The 21,769-nt window shown below is 71.7% G+C and carries 19 protein-coding genes; 9 read left to right on the plus strand and 10 right to left on the minus strand.

The window, feature by feature from the left end; genetic code table 11:
* Positions 1–55 precede the first annotated feature (55 nt).
* The 4 genes from LE548_RS11740 to ybaK all read left to right on the plus strand — a co-directional run bounded on the left by LE548_RS11740 (position 56) and on the right by ybaK (position 4,112).
* Positions 56–1,642 carry an oxidoreductase gene (locus tag LE548_RS11740; protein ID WP_225096664.1) on the plus strand — a complete coding sequence of 529 codons (1,587 nt, stop codon included), beginning with the start codon at positions 56–58 and terminating at the stop codon, positions 1,640–1,642.
* Between the two features lie 149 nt (positions 1,643–1,791).
* Complete coding sequence (locus LE548_RS11745) at positions 1,792–2,844, plus strand: hypothetical protein (RefSeq protein WP_225096666.1); 1,053 nt, start codon at positions 1,792–1,794, stop codon at positions 2,842–2,844.
* An 11-nt stretch (positions 2,845–2,855) separates the two neighbouring features.
* Positions 2,856–3,596, plus strand: coding sequence for an LON peptidase substrate-binding domain-containing protein (locus LE548_RS11750; RefSeq protein ID WP_225096667.1), 741 nt, complete (start codon positions 2,856–2,858; stop codon positions 3,594–3,596).
* A gap of 9 nt (positions 3,597–3,605) precedes the next feature.
* The gene (ybaK, locus tag LE548_RS11755; protein ID WP_225096668.1) at positions 3,606–4,112 is read left to right on the plus strand and encodes a Cys-tRNA(Pro) deacylase; all 507 of its coding nucleotides are present in this window, start codon (positions 3,606–3,608) and stop codon (positions 4,110–4,112) included.
* Between the two features lie 16 nt (positions 4,113–4,128).
* Here ybaK and LE548_RS11760 read toward each other — a convergent pair whose 3' ends face one another.
* The 4 genes from LE548_RS11760 to LE548_RS11775 all read right to left on the minus strand — a co-directional run bounded on the left by LE548_RS11760 (position 4,129) and on the right by LE548_RS11775 (position 8,081).
* Positions 4,129–4,800, minus strand: coding sequence for an AAA family ATPase (locus LE548_RS11760; protein WP_225096670.1), 672 nt, complete (start codon positions 4,798–4,800; stop codon positions 4,129–4,131).
* Positions 4,801–4,834: 34 nt separating this feature from the next.
* A complete protein-coding gene (locus tag LE548_RS11765) occupies positions 4,835–5,656 on the minus strand; it encodes an ABC transporter permease (protein ID WP_225096671.1) in 822 nt (273 codons plus the stop codon).
* Between the two features lie 112 nt (positions 5,657–5,768).
* Positions 5,769–6,782 (minus strand): ABC transporter ATP-binding protein, encoded by a 1,014-nt coding sequence (locus LE548_RS11770; protein WP_225096672.1) that lies wholly within the window; start codon positions 6,780–6,782, stop codon positions 5,769–5,771.
* An 81-nt stretch (positions 6,783–6,863) separates the two neighbouring features.
* Complete coding sequence (locus tag LE548_RS11775; RefSeq protein ID WP_225096674.1) at positions 6,864–8,081, minus strand: NYN domain-containing protein; 1,218 nt, start codon at positions 8,079–8,081, stop codon at positions 6,864–6,866.
* A 226-nt stretch (positions 8,082–8,307) separates the two neighbouring features.
* Here LE548_RS11775 and LE548_RS11780 point away from each other — a divergent pair, with 226 nt between their 5' ends.
* Positions 8,308–8,481, plus strand: coding sequence for a hypothetical protein (locus tag LE548_RS11780; protein WP_225096675.1), 174 nt, complete (start codon positions 8,308–8,310; stop codon positions 8,479–8,481).
* 84 nt (positions 8,482–8,565) lie between these two features.
* Here the strand turns inward: LE548_RS11780 and dnaE are convergent, their stop codons facing one another.
* A complete protein-coding gene (dnaE, locus tag LE548_RS11785; RefSeq protein WP_225096676.1) occupies positions 8,566–12,105 on the minus strand; it encodes a DNA polymerase III subunit alpha in 3,540 nt (1,179 codons plus the stop codon).
* Positions 12,106–12,306: 201 nt separating this feature from the next.
* Here dnaE and LE548_RS11790 point away from each other — a divergent pair, with 201 nt between their 5' ends.
* The 4 genes from LE548_RS11790 (at position 12,307) to LE548_RS11805 (ending at position 17,072) form a co-directional block, all read left to right on the plus strand.
* Positions 12,307–13,656 carry a DUF2252 domain-containing protein gene (locus tag LE548_RS11790; protein ID WP_225096678.1) on the plus strand — a complete coding sequence of 450 codons (1,350 nt, stop codon included), beginning with the start codon at positions 12,307–12,309 and terminating at the stop codon, positions 13,654–13,656.
* Positions 13,657–13,724: 68 nt separating this feature from the next.
* Complete coding sequence (locus LE548_RS11795; protein ID WP_225096679.1) at positions 13,725–14,414, plus strand: hypothetical protein; 690 nt, start codon at positions 13,725–13,727, stop codon at positions 14,412–14,414.
* A gap of 80 nt (positions 14,415–14,494) precedes the next feature.
* Positions 14,495–15,307 (plus strand): DsbA family protein, encoded by an 813-nt coding sequence (locus tag LE548_RS11800; RefSeq protein WP_225096680.1) that lies wholly within the window; start codon positions 14,495–14,497, stop codon positions 15,305–15,307.
* 94 nt (positions 15,308–15,401) lie between these two features.
* Positions 15,402–17,072, plus strand: a complete 1,671-nt coding sequence (locus LE548_RS11805; protein WP_225096681.1) for an alkaline phosphatase — start codon at positions 15,402–15,404, stop codon at positions 17,070–17,072.
* Between the two features lie 38 nt (positions 17,073–17,110).
* Here LE548_RS11805 and LE548_RS11810 read toward each other — a convergent pair whose 3' ends face one another.
* From LE548_RS11810 to LE548_RS11830, 5 genes are all read right to left on the minus strand, one after another.
* Positions 17,111–17,689, minus strand: coding sequence for a dienelactone hydrolase family protein (locus LE548_RS11810; RefSeq protein WP_225096682.1), 579 nt, complete (start codon positions 17,687–17,689; stop codon positions 17,111–17,113).
* A gap of 93 nt (positions 17,690–17,782) precedes the next feature.
* Positions 17,783–18,523, minus strand: coding sequence for an SDR family NAD(P)-dependent oxidoreductase (locus LE548_RS11815; protein WP_225096684.1), 741 nt, complete (start codon positions 18,521–18,523; stop codon positions 17,783–17,785).
* Positions 18,524–18,650: 127 nt separating this feature from the next.
* Positions 18,651–20,237, minus strand: coding sequence for a Na+/H+ antiporter (locus tag LE548_RS11820; RefSeq protein WP_225096826.1), 1,587 nt, complete (start codon positions 20,235–20,237; stop codon positions 18,651–18,653).
* Between the two features lie 75 nt (positions 20,238–20,312).
* On the minus strand, positions 20,313–20,783 hold the full coding sequence (locus LE548_RS11825) for a GNAT family N-acetyltransferase (protein ID WP_225096685.1): 471 nt from the start codon (positions 20,781–20,783) through the stop codon (positions 20,313–20,315).
* Positions 20,780–21,724 (minus strand): RluA family pseudouridine synthase, encoded by a 945-nt coding sequence (locus LE548_RS11830; RefSeq protein WP_225096686.1) that lies wholly within the window; start codon positions 21,722–21,724, stop codon positions 20,780–20,782. The genes LE548_RS11825 and LE548_RS11830 overlap by 4 nt, the downstream gene beginning before the upstream one ends.
* Positions 21,725–21,769 lie beyond the last annotated feature (45 nt).

Below are 21,769 nucleotides of genomic sequence, written 5' to 3' on the forward strand. Positions count from 1 at the left end.
ACGGGCATGAACGGCTGTACGAAAAGTCCTGATCGGTGAGGGGAGGGGTACGGCGGTGACCGAGGGGGCCGGCTTCGTCGCAGCGGACGCCGGGGACGTGCCGGACGAGCTGACCGCGGCCGAGGCGGGCATGTGGCAGGCCTTCCGCAACGGCAGCGTGTACGACCTGAGCAGCGGGGACGCCGTCGTGGACGATCCGCACGGCGGGCATCCGTGGGGTCCCGAGCGGACCGTGCGGGCGCGGATCGTGTGCTGGCTGCTGCTGGACGGGCCGCCCGCGCTCGCGGGCCGGGTGTCCGCGCTGAAGCTCGTCGGCGTGCGGATCACCGGCACGATGGAGCTGGCGGGCGGCACGGTCACGCCGTACGTGGAGTTGCGCGACTGCCGCTTCGACGACGAGGTACGGCTGCCGGAGGCCCGGTTCACCACCCTGCGGCTGGTGGACTGCGCGGTCCCGCGGCTGGAGGCGGCCCGGGTGCACACCGAGGGCGATCTGCATCTGCCGCGCTGCCGCTTCCAGAACGGCATCCGGCTGACCGACGCGCACATCGGCACCGATCTGCTGCTCAACCAGGCGATCGTGTACCGCGACCGCAGCGGACGGTCGATCGCGGGGGACGGTATGACCGTCGGCCAGGACCTCCAGGCGGAGCTGCTGGAATCGCACGGCGAGCTGAGCCTGCGCGGCGCCAAGGTCGGCGTGTCGCTCAGCCTGCGGGGCGCGAAACTCGCCAATCCCTACGCCCGGCTCGCCCTGAACGCACCCCAGCTGACCGTCGAGCGCACCCTGTACCTGACCCCGGCCGGCGTGGGCAGCCCGCTGCTGAGCGGCACGACTCCCGCGCGCGGGACACGGATCCAGCGCTTCGAGTGCCGCGGCGGGATACGCCTGGACGACGGGCGGTTCGGGGACGCCGTCGACCTGGAGCGGGCCCGGTTCACCCTCACCGACGACCAGGAGCTGTCGCTGCGCCGGGTGCACTCGCCCGAGCTGCGCTTCCTCGGGGACAAGCCGCAGCGCGGCAAGGTCGTGCTGTCCGGGGCGCGGATCGTCAACCTGGTGGACCGCGCGGGCGCCTGGCCGGACGCCGGCAATCTGCACATGGGCGGCTTCGCCTACGAGAACCTGGTGCCACAGGGTCCCTTCCCGCTGTCCCGGCGGCTGGAGTGGATCACGGCGGCCACCGCGGAGTACGCCCCGGAGCCGTACGAGCGGCTGGCGGCGGTGCTGCGCGCGGCCGGCGAGGACGAGGACGCGCGCGAGGTGCTGCTCGCCAAGCAGCGCCGGCGCCGCGAGACGCTGCCGCCGGCCGCCAAGGTCCTGGGGTATGTCCAGGACTGGACGGTCGCCTACGGCTACCGTCCGGGCCGGGCCGCGGTATGGATGGCGGTGCTGTGGGCGGCGGGCACACTCGCGTTCAGCCACGCGGACCACGCACCGGCGAACCACGACGAGCGTCCGTACTGGAGCCCGGCCCTGTTCACACTGGACCTGCTGCTGCCCGTCATCGACCTGGGCCAGACCGGCGCGTGGCAGCTCCACGGCGTCTGGGAGTGGCTGGAGAGCGCGATGATCCTGCTGGGCTGGATCCTCGCGACGACAGTGGCGGCGGGGGCGACGCGGCTGCTGCGGCGGAACTGAGCGAAGGACACGGCCGGGCCGGGTGGGGCTGCGGCGCACGGCCGATGCGCTGCCGCGCCTTTCACCTTTACCGCTCCTTGACCGCGCTCCGTACAACTTTCCACGACTTGCCCGAACCCCCTGGCGCGCCCCCGACCTGCGGACTTTCAATGGTCGGCACCATGGTTCCGCTGCCCTCGTTCATCCGCTGCGCCCGGATGAACAAACGCTTCGCGCGCCCGGCCGGACGGACCCCGGCCGGGGACGAGGTCGTGCTCGACGCGCCCGACGACCGCCTCTCCCCCGCACTGGTCGCGGCCGGCCGGGGCGAGTACGACACGGCGGCCGGCCTGCTGGCCGCCACCCGCGCCACGGCCGCCTGGGAGAACCACGACCGGTACGTACGGCACCTGGCCGCCTTCGCCCGCTCGCGCCCCGAGTGGTTCGAGGCCTGGCGTACGACCGCCCCGCAGGACCCCGGCGCGCTGCTGGTCGGGGCGCAGCTGGCGGTGGACCGCGTCTGGCCCTCGCCGGCCCGCGCCGAACTGCTGCGCGAGGTGAGCCCGCTCATCACGGCCGCCGCCCGCGCCGACGACCGCGATCCGGTCCCCTGGCGGATCGCGCTGGACCACGCGCGCGGTTCCCGGGCCGGGCACCGCTATGTCGAGGAGCTGTGGGAGGCGGCGGTCCGGCGGGCCCCGCACCACCACGGCTGCCATGTGGCCGCCCTGCGCTATCTGGCCGCGTCCTGGCACGGCGCACACCGCGAGTGCCTCGACTTCGCCGACCGGGCCGCGCACGACGCCCCGGCCGACTCGCTGCTCCAGGCACTGCCGGCCCGCGCGGCCTTCGGCTATCTGACCGACGGCTGCGGCCCCGAGGTGCCGCGCGCCCGGCTGGACGCCGCGGCCGACCGCGCGCTCGCCCTGTCGGCGCGCTTCCCCGCGGGCGACCCGTGGCCGGCCGGGATCCGCAACAAGCTCCTGTACGTCCTGATCCGCCTGGAGCGCTGGGAGGACGCGCGCGCCCAGCTCGCGCTGATCGGCCCGTACGCCACGTCGTTCCCCTGGGACCGGTTCTCCGACGATCCGCTCGGCCACTTCCTGCAGCTGCGCGAGCATCTGCTGTCGCCGGGGCCGTTTCCGCTCCCCGCGGGGCTCACGGCCCTGCTCCCGGCGCTGCCCGGCGGGCACGGCGGACACGTTCACGCCGGTGACCACTAGGCTGGGGCGCCGTGACCACCGTCCGTCTCCCGCTCTTCCCGCTGAACACGGTGCTGTTCCCGGGACTCGTGCTGCCGCTCAACGTCTTCGAGGAGCGCTATCGCGCCATGATGCGCGAGCTGCTGAAGACCCCCGAGGACACGCCGCGCCGGTTCGCCGTCGTGGCGATCCGTGACGGCTACGAGGTGGCGCCGAGCGCCCCCGGCATGCCGGACCCCACCGCACAGCCCGACCGCGGCCCGGCCGCGGGCTTCGGCCCGGAGCCGCGGGGGGCCTTCCACTCGGTGGCCTGTGTGGCGGACGCGGCGACGATCCGGGAGCGGGCCGACGGCACCTTCGAGGTGCTGGCGACGGGCACGACCCGGGTACGGCTGCTCTCCGTCGACGCGTCGGGCCCGTTCCTCACGGCGGAGCTGGAGGAGCTGGCGGAGGAGCCGGGCGACGAGGCGGGCGCGCTCGCCGAAGGGGTCCTGCGCTCCTTCCGGCAGTACCAGAAGCGCCTGGCCGGCGCCCGGGAGCGCTCGCTGTCCTCGGGTGCGGAGCTGCCGGACGACCCGAGCGTGGTGTCGTATCTGGTGGCGGCGGCGATGGTCCACGACACACCGACCAAGCAGCGGCTGCTGCAGGCCCCGGACACCGCCTCGCGCCTGCGCGACGAGCTGAAACTGCTGCGCGCCGAGACGGCCATCATCCGTAGTCTGCCGTCGCTGCCCGCGTTCGAGCTGACGCGGGCGCCGACGAGCCTGAACTGAGGAAGCCGGATGGCGAAGAAGCAGAAGAAGCAGCAGCAGCAGTCCGGGGGTACCCCTGCGACGGTCGCCCTGACCGCGGCCGGGGTGGACTTCACGGTCCACGCCTACGACCACGACCCCGCCCACCCGTCCTACGGCGAGGAGGCGGCCGAGGCGATGGGCGTCTCTCCCGACCGTGTCTTCAAGACCCTGGTCGCGGACGTGGACGGCACCCTGACCGTGGCCGTCGTCCCGGTCTCCGGCTCGCTGGACCTGAAGGCCCTCGCGGCGGCGGTCGGCGGCAAGCGGGCGACCATGGCCGACCCGGTCCTCGCGGAACGGACGACCGGCTACGTCCGCGGCGGCATCTCCCCCCTGGGCCAGCGCAAACGCCTGCCGACCGTCCTGGACGACTCGGCGGAGGCCCACGAGACCATCTGCGTGTCGGCGGGCAGGCGGGGGCTGGAGGTGGAGGTGTCGCCGAAGGACCTGGCGACACTGACGGGGGCGGTGCTGGCGCCGGTCGGACGAGGCTGACGGCCTCTCGGCGGGGCTACGCCGGCGGTGCCCCGTAAGAATCCCGGGCCACCGGTCCCGGCGGGTACGGCGGCTCGGGGTCGCGAGGCCCGAACAGTGCCGTGAGCCCCAGGTGGACGACCAGCGCGGCAAGCGGCCAGGCCAGCAACGCGCCCTTCGCTCCGAGCTTCAGCGGCGCCGAGAAGGTGACCCCCTTCCCCGCTGCCTTCGCGTGCGCGATCACGTCGGAGGTGGGACCGAGCGTCACCCCGAGCCACCAGGCCAGCAGCGACCCGAGCAGCGCGCCGACGCCCAGCGCCACCACGAGCGGCACACCGCCGCGCCGCCGCAGCAGAAACACGATCAGCCCGCTGACCAGCCCGAAGCCCAGTGCCAGGAGGGTGAACGTGCCGTCCACCCCGATGGCCTGCTCACCCTCGCTGTCCTTGAGGTAGACCACCCAGCTCTTGTCGATCTCGTCGCCGACCAGCGGCACATGCGGGGCCAGCCACCACCACAGCAGCCCCAGCAGCACACCGCCCAGGGCCACGGCCACCGTGATCACGGCGGCGTCCCGCAACTCGGTCTTCATCCCGGGGCCGTCCTGTTCGTACGTGCCCACGCCCGGCGCCCCGGCGGGCGGGGCCTGCCGGACCTGGTGCGCGGAGTCGTCGTGCGGTGGCGGTGGCGGAGTCAGCGGTGCGGTCACCCTGACATCGTGCCAGGTCGCGCTGCGCGCCGCGTCACCGGACGGCGGCCCTGCGATACGCCCAGGTCGCCACGGCCAGCGTGACCACCCCGACCCCGGCGCACACCCCCAGGTCGGCGAGGACGACGGCCCAGTCCGGATGGTCGCCGAACGTGCGGGCGTACGCCTCCACGCCGTACGTCGACGGCAGCAGATCGCGCGCGAGCCGGACGATCTCCGGCATCCGGTCGGCCGGCAGCACCCCGAGCAGCAGCGCCGCCGACATGCCCAGCTGCCCGAGCAGCGTGGCCAGCTCGGGCCGGGGCGCGAGCAGCCCGCAGGCGGCGCCGAGCCCGGACAGCGCGGCTCCGGCGAGCGGGATCACGACCAGCAGGATCCACAGATTGGCCAGCGGCAGCCCGAACAGCACACACCCGAAGACGGCCGTCACCAGGGTCCCGGGCACGGTGAAGGAGGCGTAGGCGGCCGCCGCGCCGAGCACCACCGCGGCCGGCGGCACCGGCAGGGTGGCGTAGTGGTCGAGCCCGCCGCTGGCCCGCAACTGCCCGAAGTACTGCGAGAGCAGGTTCAGCGCGACGTACGCGACGACCAGCACCGACGACCCGGCCACCACGGACTGGGCCTCGCTCCCGCTGCCGACGACCCCGCGCATCATCACCGTGATGCCGACGGACTGGAAGGTCGCCACGAACAGCAGCGGGATCCGCGCCACCCGGGCCCGGGACAGCTGCGCCCGGTAGACGGCCGCCAGCGACGGCCACAGCCGCGCGGACGGGCCGAGTCCGTCCGCGTCCTGTGCCGTCTCGGGCACGGCCGGGGCACCGCCCGGCAGAACCTCGGCGGGTACGACACTCACGTCGAGCTGCTCCTCTTCCCTACAGCCGGCTTCCCCACGGCCGTCCTCGCCACGGCCATGGCGTACACCCCGTACACCCCTACGACCGATACGCATTCCGCGGCCCGTGCGCTCATGCCTTCACCAGCCCCTGCCGGGCCGCACCGCCGAGCGCCAGGTAGACGTCCTCCAGACTGGGCGTGGCGAGCGTGAAGTCGTCCAGGGCGGCGAAGGCGGCCCCGCCGGTCACGGTTGCGACGGCGGCGCGGGCCTCCTCGGGCGCGAGCCGCAGCGTCCAGCACCGGCCGGACTCCACCGCGCGCTCGCGCAGCGCGGCCACCTCGGGCACCTCCAGCGGCGCCCGCTCCCGCCACACCAGCTCGACCCGCACCTCTCCGGCGACCTGTTCCTTCAGCCCGGCCGGGGTGTCGCAGGCGATGACCCGGCCCCGGTCGATGACGGCGACGCGGTCGAGGACGGTCTCGGCCTCGATGACGTTGTGGGTGACGAGCAGCACGGTCGTGCCGCGCTCGGCGCGGCGCCGGTCCACGGCCGCCCACACCGCGCGACGGGCCACCGGGTCCATGCCGGTGGTCGGCTCGTCCAGCACGAGCAGCGGGCGCTCCCCGACGAGGGCGGCCGCGAAGCAGGCGAGCCGCCGCTGCCCGCCGGACAGCTTCTTCAGCGCCCGCCCGGCGATCGGCGTGAGCCCCAGCTCCTCCAGTACGGCGTCCCGCTCGGCCCGCGCCCGCGTCACGTCCAGGCCGCGCAGGCGTCCGGTGGTCTCGGCGGCGAGGGAGACGGTGAGCTCGTCCAGCGCGGAGGACTCCTGACCGAGGTAGGCGAGCAGGCGCGCGGCGCGCTCGGGGTGCCGCACGATGTCGTGGCCGAGGATCTCGACGCTGCCGGAGTCCGGCCGCAGCAGTCCGGTGAGCTGCCGGACGAGGGTGGACTTGCCGGCGCCGTTCGGCCCGAGCAGCCCGAAGACCTCGCCGCGCCGGACCGTCAGCTCGACCTCGTCGGTGGCCCGGACCTCGGGCGTGCCCGGGGTGCCGCGCCGTCCCTTGACGGCCGGATAGGTCTTGGCGAGCCCGCGCACGCGTACGACCTCGTCATGCCGAAGGGCCTGTACCGCGCGCGTGTTCACAAAGGACGAGGGTACGGGGTCCGGGGCCTTTACTCGCCTTTGGGGCCACTTCCGTACGTGAACGGTAAGCGGACCCCCGGCTCACTCCCCCGCCGAAGCACTCTCGGTGGCCGCGGGCACGTCGATCTCCCGCCAGAAGCCCGCCCGGATGGCGTAACGGTCGTGCTCGTCGATCTGGTCGTCCTTGTGGGCGAGCAGTCCGAACCGGGCCGCGTAGCGCAGCAGCTCCCCGTCGATGCGGTGCGGGACGCGCGGATACATCTGCGACAGCTTCTGCAGATGGCCCTGGTCGCCGAGCCGGGAGATCCAGCGCCGGGCGAAGACCTGGCCCACCTCGTACGGGTCGCCGCCGACGGTGGTGATGTCCTCCTCCCGGTCGGCCCAGCGCTGCTCGGCCGTGGTGAGCTGGGCCAGCGTCGGCATGGCGGCGGCCTCGGGCGGCTCGGGGACCACACCGGGCCGGTCCACCCAGCCCTTGTCGGAGGACCAGCGCAGGGTCGCGGTCGCGGGGTGCTGGACGGGCTGGGCGCCGGGGGCGCGCAGGGCGGCGAGGTCCTTGGGGGTGGGTACGCCCTTGGGTGCGGCGGCCCGCTCCTGGGTGCCGTTGGCCGACCCGGCGGCGTTCTGCGGTGCGCCCTGCTCGGCCGGGCGTTCGGCCGCCGCGGCGAGCGCGGACTCGGGCAGCGGAGCGGAGAGGATCGCGGCGATCTCGGGGCGGGGCGCGGGCGGCGGGGCGCAGACGCCGGTCAGCTCCTTGGCGCGGACGGCCTGGGTGATCCAGGCCCGGTCCAGCACGCGCCGCTCGTCGGCCTCGGCGACCAGGTCCTCGGACTGGTTGTAGTCGCCGTCGGCGGCCTGGACGGCCCACAGGTGGACGGCGACGCCGTGCTCCTTGGCGGCCATCATGCCGGGCAGCAGGTCGCCGTCGCCGGTGACGAGGACGATGTCGGAGCAGGCGCGGTTGCGGGCCAGCTCGGTCAGCTCGGCGTGCATGGCGGCGTCCACGCCCTTCTGCGCCCAGCGGCCGTCGCTGCGGGTGAGGGCGCCGAGCCGGACGGTGACCCGGGGCATCACGCGCAGTCGGCGGTGCTCCGGCTGGGGGACGCGGTCGGGGGCGCCGTCGAACCAGTAGATCCGCAGCAGCGGGCGCTCGGTCTCGGCCTCCGCGCGGTCGCGCAGCGCCTGGATCAGCGCGGTGTGGTCGACGGTGATCCGGGATCGCGAGGGCTCACCGGCGAGGAGGCTGGCGGCTGCGCCCAGCAGATATCCGGCGTCCACCAGGACGATGCAGCGGTCCACGCGACTCACCCTCTTCCCGGGAGGCTTTGCTCAGTGACTTCCTTCGAGTCTGCCCGACCACGCGGAGGTTAACGGGCGGAACTCGATCTTCGGCGTGGCGCTGGCGGAACGTGCGCCTCCAGCTGCCCTGTCACACACGGTAATTATCCGACATGCGATGGATGTCAGCGTATGTGAATCTGATTCCGGCCCTGGCCCCTAGATCCCCCACAGGAGGCAGATCACCATGGCCAAGAACAAGAAGCAGGACCGCAAGCAGCAGGCCCCGCAGGCCGAGCGTAGCCACCAGGAGGCCCAGCATTCCTCCCTGGAGCAGCAGGCGGAGCAGCGGATATCCCACATGTCGACGCCTGCGGACGTGGCGCGCAAGGGCCGGCAGAAGCGGTTCGGCCACAACTGACATCTGCATAAAGGGCGATTGAGCCCAGGCACATGACGAGGGGCGCACCCGTTGCGGGTGCGCCCCTTGTCCGTCTCTGTCGCCTCAGCCCGCCAGGCAGGAGGGGCCGAGCAGCACCTTCAGGTCACCGAAGAGCGCCGGGTCGGGCTTGACCCGGTGCCGGTCCAGGCGCAGCACCGTCGTCTTGCGCGGGCCCTGGAGCTTGATCCGGACCTCGCTGTCGCCCTTGTGGTGGCTGAGGATCTCGCCGAGCCGGCTGACCATGGGCGGAGTGACCCTGGTGGCCGGGATGGTGAGGATCACCGGCGCGTTGGTGCCCGCGTTGGACAGGTCCGGGACCATCAGCTCCATGGCGACGAGCCGGGGCACGTCCTCGCGCTTGTCGAGCCGGCCCTTGACGAACACCACGGCGTCCTCGACGAGTTGGGTCGAGACGAGCTGGTAGGTCGCCGGGAAGAACATGCACTCGATGGAGCCGGCGAGGTCCTCGACGGTGGCGATCGCCCAGGCGTTGCCCTGCTTGGTCATCTTGCGCTGGAGGCCCGAGATGATGCCGCCGATCGTCACCACGGCCCCGTCGGCGTGCTCGCCGCCCGTCAGCTGGGCGATGCCGGCGTCCGCCTTGTCGGACAGCACGTGCTCCAGGCCGAAGAGCGGGTGGTCGGAGACGTACAGACCGAGCATCTCCCGCTCCTGGGCGAGCAGATAGGTCTTGTCCCACTCGTCGTCGGTGAACTGCACGTCGAGTCCGAAGCCGGGCTCGCTGCTGGTCTCCTCACCCATGCCGCCGAAGAGGTCGAACTGCCCCTCGGCCTCCTTGCGCTTGACCGCCACGACGTTGTCGATCATCGGCTCGTACTGCGCCATGAGGCCCTTGCGGGTGTGGTTCATGGTGTCGAAGGCGCCGGCCTTGATCAGCGATTCGGTGGTGCGCTTGTTGCAGACCACCGCCTCGACCTTGTCGAGGTAGTCGGGGAAGGAGGCGTACTTCCCCTTGGCCTTGCGGCACTTGATGATCGACTCGACGACGTTGGTGCCGACGTTGCGGACGGCGGAGAGGCCGAAGAGGATCACGTCGTCGCCCTGGGCGGCGAAGTTGGCCTCGGACTCGTTGACGTTCGGCGGGAGCACCCGGATGCCCATGCGGCGGCACTCGTTGAGGTAGACGGCCGACTTGTCCTTGTCGTCCTTGACGGACGTGAGGAGGGCGGCCATGTACTCGGCGGGGTGGTTCGCCTTCAGGTAGGCGGTCCAGTACGACACCAGGCCGTACGCGGCGGAGTGCGCCTTGTTGAACGCGTAGCCGGCGAAGGGGACCAGCACGTCCCACAGGGCCTGGATGGCCTCGTCGCTGTAGCCGTTCTTGCGGGCGCCGGCCTGGAAGATGACGAAGTTCTTCTCCAGCTCCTCCGGCTTCTTCTTACCCATCACGCGGCGGAGGATGTCGGCCTCGCCGAGCGAGTAGCCGGCGATGATCTGGGCGGCCTTCTGCACCTGCTCCTGGTAGACGATCAGGCCGTAGGTGACCGCCAGGACCTCTTCGAGGGGCTCCTCCAGCTCCTTGTGGATCGGCGTGATCTCCTGCTGCTTGTTCTTGCGCAGCGCGTAGTTCGTGTGGGAGTTCATGCCCATCGGGCCCGGGCGGTACAGGGCCGACACGGCGGAGATGTCTTCGAAGTTGTCGGGCTTCATCAACCGCAGCAGCGAGCGCATGGGGCCGCCGTCGAACTGGAAGACGCCGAGGGTGTCGCCGCGCTGGAGCAGATCGAAGGTCTGCGGGTCGTCGAGCGGGAGGGCCAGGAGGTCGATGTCGATCCCCTTGTTGGCCTTCACCATCTTGACCGCGTCGTCCATGATCGTGAGGTTGCGCAAGCCCAGGAAGTCCATCTTCAGCAGGCCGAGCGACTCACAGCTCGGGTAGTCCCACTGCGTGATGGTCACGCCGTCGGTGTGCCTCACCCACACCGGGACGTGCTCGGTGATGGTCTCGCTGGACATGATGACGCCGGCGGCGTGCACGCCCATCTGCCGGACCAGGCCCTCCACACCGCGCGCGGTGTCGATGACCTTCTTCACGTCCGGCTCGTTCTCGTACATCCCGCGGACCTCGCCGGCCTCGCTGTAGCGCGGGTGGCTGGGGTCGGTGATGCCGGACAGCGGGATGCCCTTGCCGAGGACGTCGGCGGGCATGGCCTTGGTGATGCGGTCGCCCATCGCGTACGGGTAGCCCAGCACGCGCGCGGAGTCCTTGATCGCGTTCTTGGCCTTGATGGTGCCGTAGGTGCCGATCATGGCGACCTTGTCGGCGCCGTACTTCTCGGTCACGTACCGGATCACCTCGACGCGCCTGCGCTCGTCGAAGTCGATGTCGACATCGGGCATCGAGATGCGCTCGGGGTTGAGGAACCGCTCGAAGATCAGGCCGTGCGGGATCGGGTCGAGGTCGGTGATGCCCATGGCGTAGGCGACGATCGAGCCGGCCGCGGAGCCTCGGCCGGGGCCGACCGCGATGCCCTGCTTCTTGGCCCACATGATGAAGTCGGCGACGACGAGGAAGTAGCCGGGAAAGCCCATCGAGATGATGGTGTCCATCTCGTAGTCGGCCTGCTTCTGGCGGTCCTCGGGGATGCCGCCGGGATAGCGGCGCTCCATGCCGCGGCGGACCTCCTCCTTGAACCAGGTGACCTCGGTGTAGCCCTCGGGGATGTCGAACTTGGGCATGAGGTCGCGCTTCTCGAACATGCCGTCGGTGTCGACCATCTCGGCGACGAGGAGCGTGTTGGCGCAGCCCTCCTGCCAGGCGTCCGAGGAGTCGATGGCGTACATCTCGTCCGTGGACTTCAGGTAGTAGCCGGTGCCGTCGAACTTGAAGCGGTCCGGGTCGGAGAGGTTCTTGCCGGTCTGGATGCACAGCAGGGCGTCGTGGGCGCCGGCCTCGTGCGCGTACGTGTAGTGCGAGTCGTTGGTGACCAGCGGGGGGATGCCGAGCTTCTTGCCGATCTCCAGCAGGCCGTCGCGGACCCGGTGCTCGATGTCGATGCCGTGGTCCATCAGCTCCAGGAAGTACCGGTCCTTGCCGAAGATGTCCTGGTAGTCGGCGGCGGCCTTGAGCGCCTCGTCGAACTGGCCGAGGCGCAGGCGGGTCTGCACCTCGCCGGAGGGGCAGCCGGTGGAGGCGACGATGCCCTCGGACCACTGCGCGATGGTCTCCTTGTCCATGCGCGGCCACTTCTGCAGCCAGCCCTCGGCGTAGGCGTCGGAGGAAAGACGGAAGAGGTTGTGCAGACCGGTCTTGTTCACCGCCCACATCGTCTTGTGGGTGTAACCGCCGGAACCGGAGACGTCGTCGCGCTTCTGGTGCGGCTGGCCCCACTGGATCTTGCGCTTGTTGCGCCGGGACTCGGGGGCGACATACGCCTCGATCCCGATGATCGGGGTGATCCCGGCCTTCTTCGCGGAGTGGAAGAAGTCGTACGCCCCGTGGAGGTTGCCGTGGTCGGACATGGCGATGTGGGTCATGCCCATCTCGTTGCACGCGTTGAACATGTCCTTGAGCCGCGCGGCACCGTCCAGCAGCGAGTACTGCGTGTGGACGTGCAGGTGCGTGAAGGGCGGCTTTGACACGGTATGGCCTCCGACGGAAACACTGGGCATGGGGCGGGCGAACAGTTCTGGGGTCAGCGGGAAGTCTATGCCTCGCCACTGACACTCGGCGGGCACTCCCGCGTACCTTCAGGCGGGAACCGGGCACTCCCGCGTGGCGTCGCCCGTTGAAGACGACAGAAACGCTGTCGTACAGATAATCGCTCCAGGAGGCACCCCGCGATGTCGGTCCACCCGCTCGACGACGAGCAGCGCGGCGAGGAGATCCTCGCCGTCTTCGACACCGCCTTCGGCCGGCTCCTGGCCGCCGACCCGGCCGCGTTCCGGGTGAAGTTCCGGAAGATGGCGGCCTCGGCGTTCGCGTTCTACCGGGGCACGGCGTGCCTCTTCTACCACGACCTGGACGCGGAGAACGCCGGGCGGGGTGGCGGGAGGATATTCAGCGGTCCATTTCTGGACGACCGCACCTCGCGCGTGTGGATCCACGGCGACCTGCACGCGGAGAACTTCGGCACGTACATGGACTCCAACGGCCGCCTGGTCTTCAACGTCAACGACTTCGACGAGGCCTACGTCGGCCCGTTCACCTGGGACCTGAAGCGCTTCTCGGCGTCGATCGCGCTCATCGGGTACGCGAAGGCGCTGAGCGACGAGCAGATCACCGAGCTGGTGCGGATCTACGCGGGCGCGTACCGCGAGCGCATCCACGCCCTGGCCACGGGCGCCAAGAGCGACGAGGTGCCGCCGTTCACGCTGGACACCGCGGAGGGTCCGCTGCTGGACGCGCTGCGTGACGCCCGCTCGCTGACCCGCTTCGGGCTGCTGGAGTCGATGACGGAGATCCGAGACTTCGAGCGCCGCTTCGCGCCGGACGGCGGCTCCATCGAGCTGGACGCCGCGACCCGCTACAAGGTGCTGGCCGCCTTCGACGGCTATCTGGAGACCCTGCCGGACTCCTCGCTGGCCCGGCCCGACTCCTACCGCGTGAAGGACGTCGTCGGCCGCCGCGGCATCGGCATAGGGTCGGCCGGGCTGCCGTCGTACAACATCCTTCTGGAGGGCCACAGCGACGCCCTGGAGAACGATGTCGTGATCTACGTCAAGCAGGCCCAGACCCCCGCCGTCTCCCGGCACATCACGGATCCGGCCATCTCCGGCTACTTCCAGCACGAGGGCCACCGCACGGTGATCTCCCAGCGCGCTCTGCAGGCGCACGCCGACCCGTGGCTGGGCTGGACCGAGCTGGACGGCGCGGGCCAGCTGGTCGCCGAGGTCTCGCCGTACGCCGTCGACCTGGGCTGGGGCGACATCGACGACCCCGAGGAGATCGCGCAGGTCGTCGCCGACCTCGGCCGGGCCACGGCGACGATGCACGCGGCGGCGGACGACACCTCCGGCGAGTCCCTCGTGCCGTTCTCCACCGAGCGGGCCATCGACGCGGCGATCGCCGCCGACGAGGAGGGCTTCGCGCCGCTCCTGGTGGACTTCGCGCACGGCTACGGCGCACGCGCGCGTGCCGACCACCAGATCTTCGTCGACCTGTTCCGCAACGGCCGGATTCCGGGGCTGTAACCTTCGCGCACTCACAGGCACTCTTTAGGGGTCTCTTACTCACGTACGTGACAGACTCTTCTCTCGCTATGGACATATCCGGGACCCAGCTCAGAGCCGTGCGCGCGGCGCTGTTCACGGCCTTCGTCGTGACGCTCAGCACCGCGTCGCACGTGCTGCTGTCCCAGGCTCCGCTGCCGGTGGGCACGGTGCTGGCGGTCTTCGCCGGTGTGTTCGCCGCCGCGTACGCGCTGGCGGGCCGCGAGCGCGGCTTCGGCCGGATCGCGGCCCTGCTGATCCCGCTGGAGCTGACCGCCGACACGGTGTTCACCACGGGCCAGCACGCCTGCTACGGCCGGGCCGGCGGCCCGGTCGCGGGCCCGTTGCGCGCCTTCGGCTTCGACGTGCTGTGCCAGGGCGGTGCCGTCGGCAGCCCGCTGGCCCGGATGGCCGGGGCTCAAGGCCGCCCCGAGGCGCTGCTTGCGCACGCGAGCCCGGCGGCCGCCTGGCTGCTGCTCGCCGCGCACGTCGGCGTGGGCCTGCTGGCCGCCGCCTGGCTGCGCCGGGGCGAGCGGGCGCTGGTGCAGCTGCTGCGCGCGGTCGCCGCCACCACCTTCCGGCCGCTGCTGCTGGCGGTGGCCTCGGTCGCCGTACGGCGGGCCCCGGTCCGCCGGCTGCCGCGCCCGGCCCCGCGCCGGACCGCCGCCCGTGACCGGCTTCTCGTGCACTCCCTGGGACGGCGTGGACCGCCGTGCTCCCCCGCCCTCGCCGCCGGCTGAGCGGCGAGACCTGAGCACACCCAGTCCCCCACACGTATCCCGCGTACGGCATGTGCGCGTCCCACACGGAGATCACCACCATGAGCAAGCGGAACAGCCAGTCGGCGAAGACGGCGGCAAGGGAGCGGCTGCGCCAGGAGCGCGAGCGGCAGGCCAAGCGCGACAAGGCCAGGCGGCAGGTCATCGTGGCCGCCTCGGTCGTGGCCGTGCTGGCCGCGGCCGGCGGCATCGGCTACGCCGTCGTCCAGGCCAACAAGCCCACCGGGTGGGACGCCGCGAAGACCAAGCCGCTCGTGAAGCCGGCCAACACCACGGGCTCGGACGGCACCACCGTCGTCATAGGCAAGAGCACCGCCAAGAAGACCCTCACCATCTACGAGGACCCGCGCTGCCCGGTCTGCGCGCAGTTCGAGCAGACGGTCGGCACGACGGTGAAGAAGGACATCGACGACGGCACGTTCAAGCTCCACTACGTCGGTGCCACCTTCCTCGACAAGAACCTGCCGGGTGTGGGCTCCAAGAACGGGCTCAGCGCCCTGGGCGCCGCGCTCAACGTCAGCCCCGAGGCCTTCCTTGAGTACAAGGCCGCGATGTACTCGACGAAGTGGCACCCCGACGAGCAGGACGACAAGTTCAAGGACGACGCCTATCTGATCAAGATCGCCGACACGGTGCCTGCCCTGAAGGGCAACGCGGCGTTCCAGAAGGACGTGAAGGACGGCACCTACGACCGGTGGGCGCTGGAGGAGTCCAAGATCTTCGACAAGGACGGCATCCAGGGCACCCCGACCCTGAAGATGGACGGCAAGACGCTGACGGGCTCCGACGGCAAGAACCCGCCCATGACCGTGGCCGAGTTCAACAAGGCGCTCGACGCAGCCCTCAAGGGCTGACGTCCGGGCGGAATCCGGCATTCACATGAAGAGCGGGCGAACATCGGGAGTTCGCCCGCTCCGCCGTTCATACCGGTCAGTAACCTGATCGGTCGTGACCAGTCGATCAAGATCATTTCCGGCCGCCGAAGGCCTCGGCTCCCGCTCTCCCCGCCGCCGTACGGTCGTCAAGGCCGCGGCGGCGTCCGCTGTGCTGGCCGGCCCGCTCGCCGCCGCCCTCCCGGCGCGCGCCGCCGACCGGGCCCCCGCCTTCCTGCACGGCGTCGCCTCCGGTGACCCCCTGCCCGACGGCATCCTGCTGTGGACCCGGGTCACCCCGAGCCCGGAGGCGGTACCGGGCTCCGGGCTCGGTCCGGACACCGAGGTGAGCTGGGTCGTCGCCAGGGACCAGGCGCTGACGGCCGTCGTCGCCAAGGGGTCCGTCACGGCGACCGCCGCCGGCGACCACACCGTGAAGGCCGACATCCGCGGCCTGGAGCCGGCGACCGACTACTGGTTCCGCTTCTCGGCCGGCGGCACCGACTCCCCGGTGGCCCGCACCCGCACCGCCCCGGCGGCGCACGCGGCCGTGTCCGGGCTGCGGCTCGGCGTGGTCACCTGCGCCAACTGGGAGGCCGGCTACTTCACCGCCTACCGCCACCTCGCCGCCCGCAGCGACCTGGACGCCTGGCTGCACCTCGGCGACTACATCTACGAGTACAAGACCGGCGAGTACGCGGCCCGCGGCACGGTCGTCCGCCCGCACGCACCCGCCCACGAGATCATCACACTCGCCGACTACCGGATGCGGCACGGCGAGTACAAGACCGACCCCGATCTGCAGGCCCTGCATCTGAAGGCGCCGGTCATCGCGATCTGGGACGACCATGAGTTCGCGGACAACGCCTGGTCGGGCGGCGCGGTCAACCACACCGAGGGCGCCGAGGGCACCTGGACCGCCCGCAAGGCGGCCGCCAAGCAGGCCTACTTCGAGTGGATGCCGGTCCGCCCCGCCGTCGAGGGCACCACCTACCGGCGGCTGCACTTCGGCAAGCTCGCCGAGCTGTCCCTGCTGGACCTGCGCTCCTTCCGCTCCCAGCAGGCGTCCACGGGCAGCGGCTCGGTGGACGACCCGGACCGGACCATCACCGGGCGCGCCCAGCTCGACTGGCTGAAGGCGGGTCTGAAGGCCTCCGACACGAAGTGGCGGCTGGTCGGCAACTCGGTGATGATCGCCCCCTTCGTCGTCGGCTCCCTCACCGGCGACCTCCTCAAGCCGCTCGCCAAGCTGCTCGGCCTGCCGCAGGACGGCATAGGCGTCAACACCGACCAGTGGGACGGCTACACCCACGACCGCCGCGAACTCCTCGACCACCTCCGCTCGAACGCCATCGGCAACACCGTCTTCCTGACCGGTGACATCCACATGTCCTGGGCCAACGACGTGCCGGTGGACGCGGGCACCTACCCGCTGTCGCCGTCGGCGGCCACCGAGTTCGTGATCACCTCGGTGACCTCCGACAACCTCGACGACATCGCCAAGGTCCCCGAGGGCACGGTCTCCGCGGTCGCCGCGCCGCTCATCGAGGTGGCCAACCGCCACGTCCACTGGGTCGACACCGACCGGCACGGCTACGGCGTGCTGGACATCACCGCCGACCGCGCGCAGATGGACTACTACGTGCTGTCCGACCGCACCGACCCCGACGCGACCTCGGCGTGGGAGCGTTCGTACCGCACCCGCAGCGGCACCCAGAAGGTCGAGCGGACCTACGACCCCGTGTAGGGCCGTACGCCTACGCGTGATCCCCTACGCGTGATCCCCTACGCGTTCTCCAGGCTGTCGAGGAAGCCGAGCGCCACCCGCCAGGTGGCCTCGGCGGCCTCGGCGTCGTAGTCCGGCAGCTCGGGGTCGGTGTACAGGTGCCCGGCGCCGGCGTACCGGTAGACCTCCACGTCCGCGCCGGTCCGGCCCATCTGGAGATACCAGGCGCTCAGCCAGTCGTCCGTCTCGAACGGGTCCGGCTCCGCCACGTGCAGCTGCACCGGCAGCTCGTCCGCCTGCGCGTTCGGCGCGATGTCCGACGTGCCGTGCAGGAGCAGCAGCCCGCGCGCCTTGTCGTCGCCGAGAGCCAGGGTCTGGGCGATCGAGGCGCCGAGCGAGAAGCCCGCGTACACGAGCCCGCGCTCGGAGTACGGCGCCGCCGCCAGCACGGCCCGCTTCAGCAGCTCGTCCTTGCCGATCTCCTCCCGGTACGCCATGCCCTCCTCGACGGTGTCGAACGTGCGCCCCTCGAAGAGGTCCGGCGTCCACACCTCGTGGCCCGCCGCGCGCAGCCGGTCCGCGGCCTCGCGCACCGCGGGCCTGAGACCGTAGGTCGAATGAAAGAGCATGATGTTCATGAGGCCATGGTGCCAGCCGGTGCCGGTGCGACCGCGCCCGAGCCGCCTCAGCCCCCTGCTCCGCGCCGCCGTACCCACCGGGCCCGCGCCGCGTCAGTGCCCGCGCTCCGCGCCTCCGTTGACCTGGATCACCTGTGAGGTGACGTGCCCGGCGCCGGGCGAGGCCAGCCAGTGCAGGGTCGAAACCACGTCTCCCGGTCTCCCGGCCCGGCCGGTCAGCGTGTCACCGATGAGCCGCGCCCGCCGGGCCTCGTCCATGGTGTCCCCGAAGAACTCGGTGTCCTCCACATAGCCCGGCGCGACCACGTTCACGGTGATGCCGCGCGGGCCCAGCTCCCGGGCCAGGTCGTGGGCGTACGGATGCAGCCCGGCCTTGGCCGCCGCGTAGGCGCCGGTGCCCGAACCGCGGTAGGCGGCGATGGAGCTGACGAACAGCACCCGTCCGCCGGGCTCGGCGAGCCGGCTCTTCAGAGCCTCGGTGAGCAGCGCGGCCGTCAGGGCGTTCTGTCTGAAGTTGACCGTCCAGTCATGGGCCACGCGGTCCAGGGGGTCGTCGCTGCCCGCCGGCGGCTCCAGCTGTCCGGCGCCGCCCGCGCCGTGCACCAGGACGTCGACCGTGCCCAGCTCCGCTGCCACGAACCGGGCCACCCCGCGGACCTGATCGGGCTCGGAGAGGTCAGCCGCATACGTGAGCGCACCGGGCACCCCTGCCTTCTCCAGCACCTCGGCCCGCCGCCCGAGCATCAGCACCCGGTCCCCGTCCGCCGCGAAGGCCTGGGCGGTCGCCAGCCCGATGCCCGTGCCGCCCCCGCTGATCACGATGTTGCGCGTCATGATCCGAGAGTAGGCACGCCTCGCCGGGCGGTGCCGGGGTTTTCCACAGGCGCCACACATTCGTACGACGAATACGCCACCCCTGCGCGCAGGCGCTTGCGCCCGCTGTCCTCGGACTCGGAACGGCTCACCGCAGGCTCCGTACGTCCAGATGCCGCAGCACCCGGTCGACGATCTCCGGATCCGCCCCCGGCTCGCTGCGCGCCGCCAGTACCTCGTGCCGGGCCGCGCTCATCATCTCGTTCTGGATGCGCCGGATCCGCTTGAGCCGCTTGGCCCGCTGGTGCTGTGCCTCCCGCCGTTCCTCCTCGCCCATGTCCGGGCTGATCCGGATGCCGATGTCGAAGGCGCGCCGCAGCATCTGCTCCGCCAGGTCCTCGGGCAGGTCCTCCACCTGCTCGATCTCCCGCAGCCTGCGCTTCGCCGCCTTCGCCGCGCGCACCGCCAGTTCCTTCTCGAACTCCTTCTCCCGCTCGGAGTCGGCCCGCACCCCGAGCCCCTTCACCAGCGACGGCAGGGTGAGTCCCTGGAGCACCAGCGTGACGATGATGACCCCGAAGGCGATGAAGATGATCTCGTCACGGTCGGGAAAGGGCGAGCCGTCGTCGGTCTTCAGCGGGATGGCCAGCGCCAGCGCCACCGAGGCCACCCCGCGCATCCCGGACCACCACATCACGACGGTCTCCCGCCAGCTGACCGGGATCTCCTCGTCGTAGTCCCGCCTGGCGTGCAGCCGTTTGGTCAGCCAGGTCGCGGGCAGCAGCCACACCAGCCGGACGACGATCACCACGCCCACGACGGCGGCGGCCCAGCCGAGCAGTTCGCCCCAGCGGCCCTGGGCGGTACGGATGGCGTTGTGCAGCTCCAGACCGATGAGCCCGAAGGCGACCCCCGTGACGAGGGTGTCGATGATGTCCCAGAAGGTGTGCCCGGCCAGCCGGGTCATCACGTCGTCGGCGCCGGTGGCGTACTCGGAGAGGAAGAGCGCCGTGGTGAGCACCGCGAGCACCCCGGAACCGTGCAGCTTCTCCGCGAGCACGTAGGAGGCGTACGGCACCAGCAGGGTCATGCCGATCTGCAGGGTCGGATCGCCCAGCAGGTCCATCAGCTTGTTCGCGCCCCAGCCGAGCAACAACCCGACGACCACCGCGACCACGCCGGACAGCACCAGGTCCAGCCCGGCCTCCCAGGCCGAGAAGTTGCCGCTCACCGCCGCGGCGACGGCCACGTGGTACAGCACGATGGCCGTGACGTCGTTGAAGAGCCCCTCGCCCTCCAGGATCGACACCAGTCGGCGCGGCAGCCCGAGCTGTCCGGCGACGCTGGTCGCGGCGACCGGGTCGGGCGGGGCGATCAGCGCGCCCAGGGTGACGGCGGCGGCGATCGACAGCCCGGGCACGATCGCGTTGGCGACGTACGCCACGCACACCGTCGTCACGAAGACCAGGGCGACGGCCAGCAGGAGGATCGGCCGGATGTTGGCCGCGAACTGCCGCCAGGAGGTGCGGCGCACGGCGGCGTAGAGCAGCGGGGGCAGCAGCCCGGGCAGGATCAGCTCGGGCGGGATGTTCACGTTCGGCACGAAGTCGGCCACCGCGAGGGCCCCGCCGAACAGCGTCATCAGCACCGGCGCCGGCACCCCGAACCTGTCCCCCACCGGCACGCTCACCAGGGCCCCGAGCAGCAGGATGAACAGCAGGGCCAACTGATCCACGGCCGGCGCTCCGGGGTCGACGCTCACACGGCAGACCTCAAGCCTGCCATCCGCCCGCCGGGAGCGCGCGCCGCGCTACAGGGCGCGGCGCATCGCCCGGTGGGGTATCCCGGCGTCCGGGAACTCCGGGCCATACACCACGTACCCGAGGCGCTCGTAGAAACCCAGCGCATGGGTCTGTGCGTGCAGGTCGATCGCGGTGAGACCACGCGCGCGTGCCGCGTCCTCGATGGCCCGGACCAGGGCCACACCGACCCCGAGCCCACGCGCCGCCCGGGAGACGGCGAGCCGCCCCAGGGAGCCCACCGAGGCGTCCGCGCCGGTCTTCGCCAGGGCCGCCGCGCCGTGCAGCAGCCTCCCGGTGCCGAGCGGCACGCCGTCCTCGCGGACCGCGAGCACATGCACGGCGCCCGCGTCGTAGACGTCGTACTCCAGATCCTCGGCGACGCCCTGCTCGACGACGAAGACCTCCTTGCGGACCGCGAAGCAGGCCTCGCGGTCGGCGGGATCCTCGGCGACCCGGAGGGTGTACGGCGGCACGCTCACGCGTACGACTCCTCACGGACCTGGTCGAGGGCCTTCTGCAGGTCCTCGGGGTAGTCGCTGCGGAACTCCACCCACTGCCCGTCCGCGGGGTGCTCGAAGCCGAGCCGCACGGCGTGCAGCCACTGGCGGGTCAGGCGCAGCCGCTTGGCGAGGGTCGGGTCGGCGCCGTAGGTGAGGTCGCCGACGCAGGGGTGGCGGTGGGCGGACATGTGGACGCGGATCTGGTGGGTGCGGCCGGTCTCCAGCTTCACGTCCAGCAGCGAGGCGGCGCGGAAGGCCTCGATGAGGTCGTAGTGGGTCACGGAGGGCTTGCCGTCGGCCGTGACCGCCCACTTGTAGTCGTGGTTGGGGTGGCGGCCGATCGGGGCGTCGATCGTGCCGCTCGTCGGGTCCGGGTGGCCCTGGACCAGTGTGTGGTAGCGCTTGTCGACCGTGCGCTCCTTGAACTGGCGCTTGAGCGAGGTGTACGCCCGCTCCGACTTGGCGACCACCATCAGGCCCGAGGTGCCGACGTCGAGGCGGTGCACGATGCCCTGGCGCTCGGCGGCACCGGAGGTGGAGATCCGGTAGCCGGCCGCGGCGAGGCCGCCGATGACGGTGGGGCCGCTCCAGCCCGGCGAGGGGTGCGCGGCCACGCCGACCGGCTTGACGATCACGACCACGTCATCGTCGTCGTACACGATCTCCATGCCCTCGACCGGCTCGGCGACCACCTGCACCGGCGCGGGCGCCTGCGGCATCTCGACCTCCAGCCAGGCGCCGCCGCGCACCCGCTCGGACTTGCCGACCACCGCGCCGTCGACCTGCACCTTGCCGGCCGCGGCCAGCTCGGCCGCCTTCGTGCGGGAGAAGCCGAACATCCGGGAGATGGCGGCGTCGACGCGCTCACCCTCCAGGCCGTCGGGCACGGGCAGGGTACGGATCTCGGGAATCGTGCTCACCCGTCGAGTATGCCGGACCGGCCGGACGCCCCCGCACGGGCCTGT

This window comes from Streptomyces sp. CoH27, assembly GCF_020181035.1.
Lineage (GTDB): Bacteria > Actinomycetota > Actinomycetes > Streptomycetales > Streptomycetaceae > Streptomyces > Streptomyces camelliae.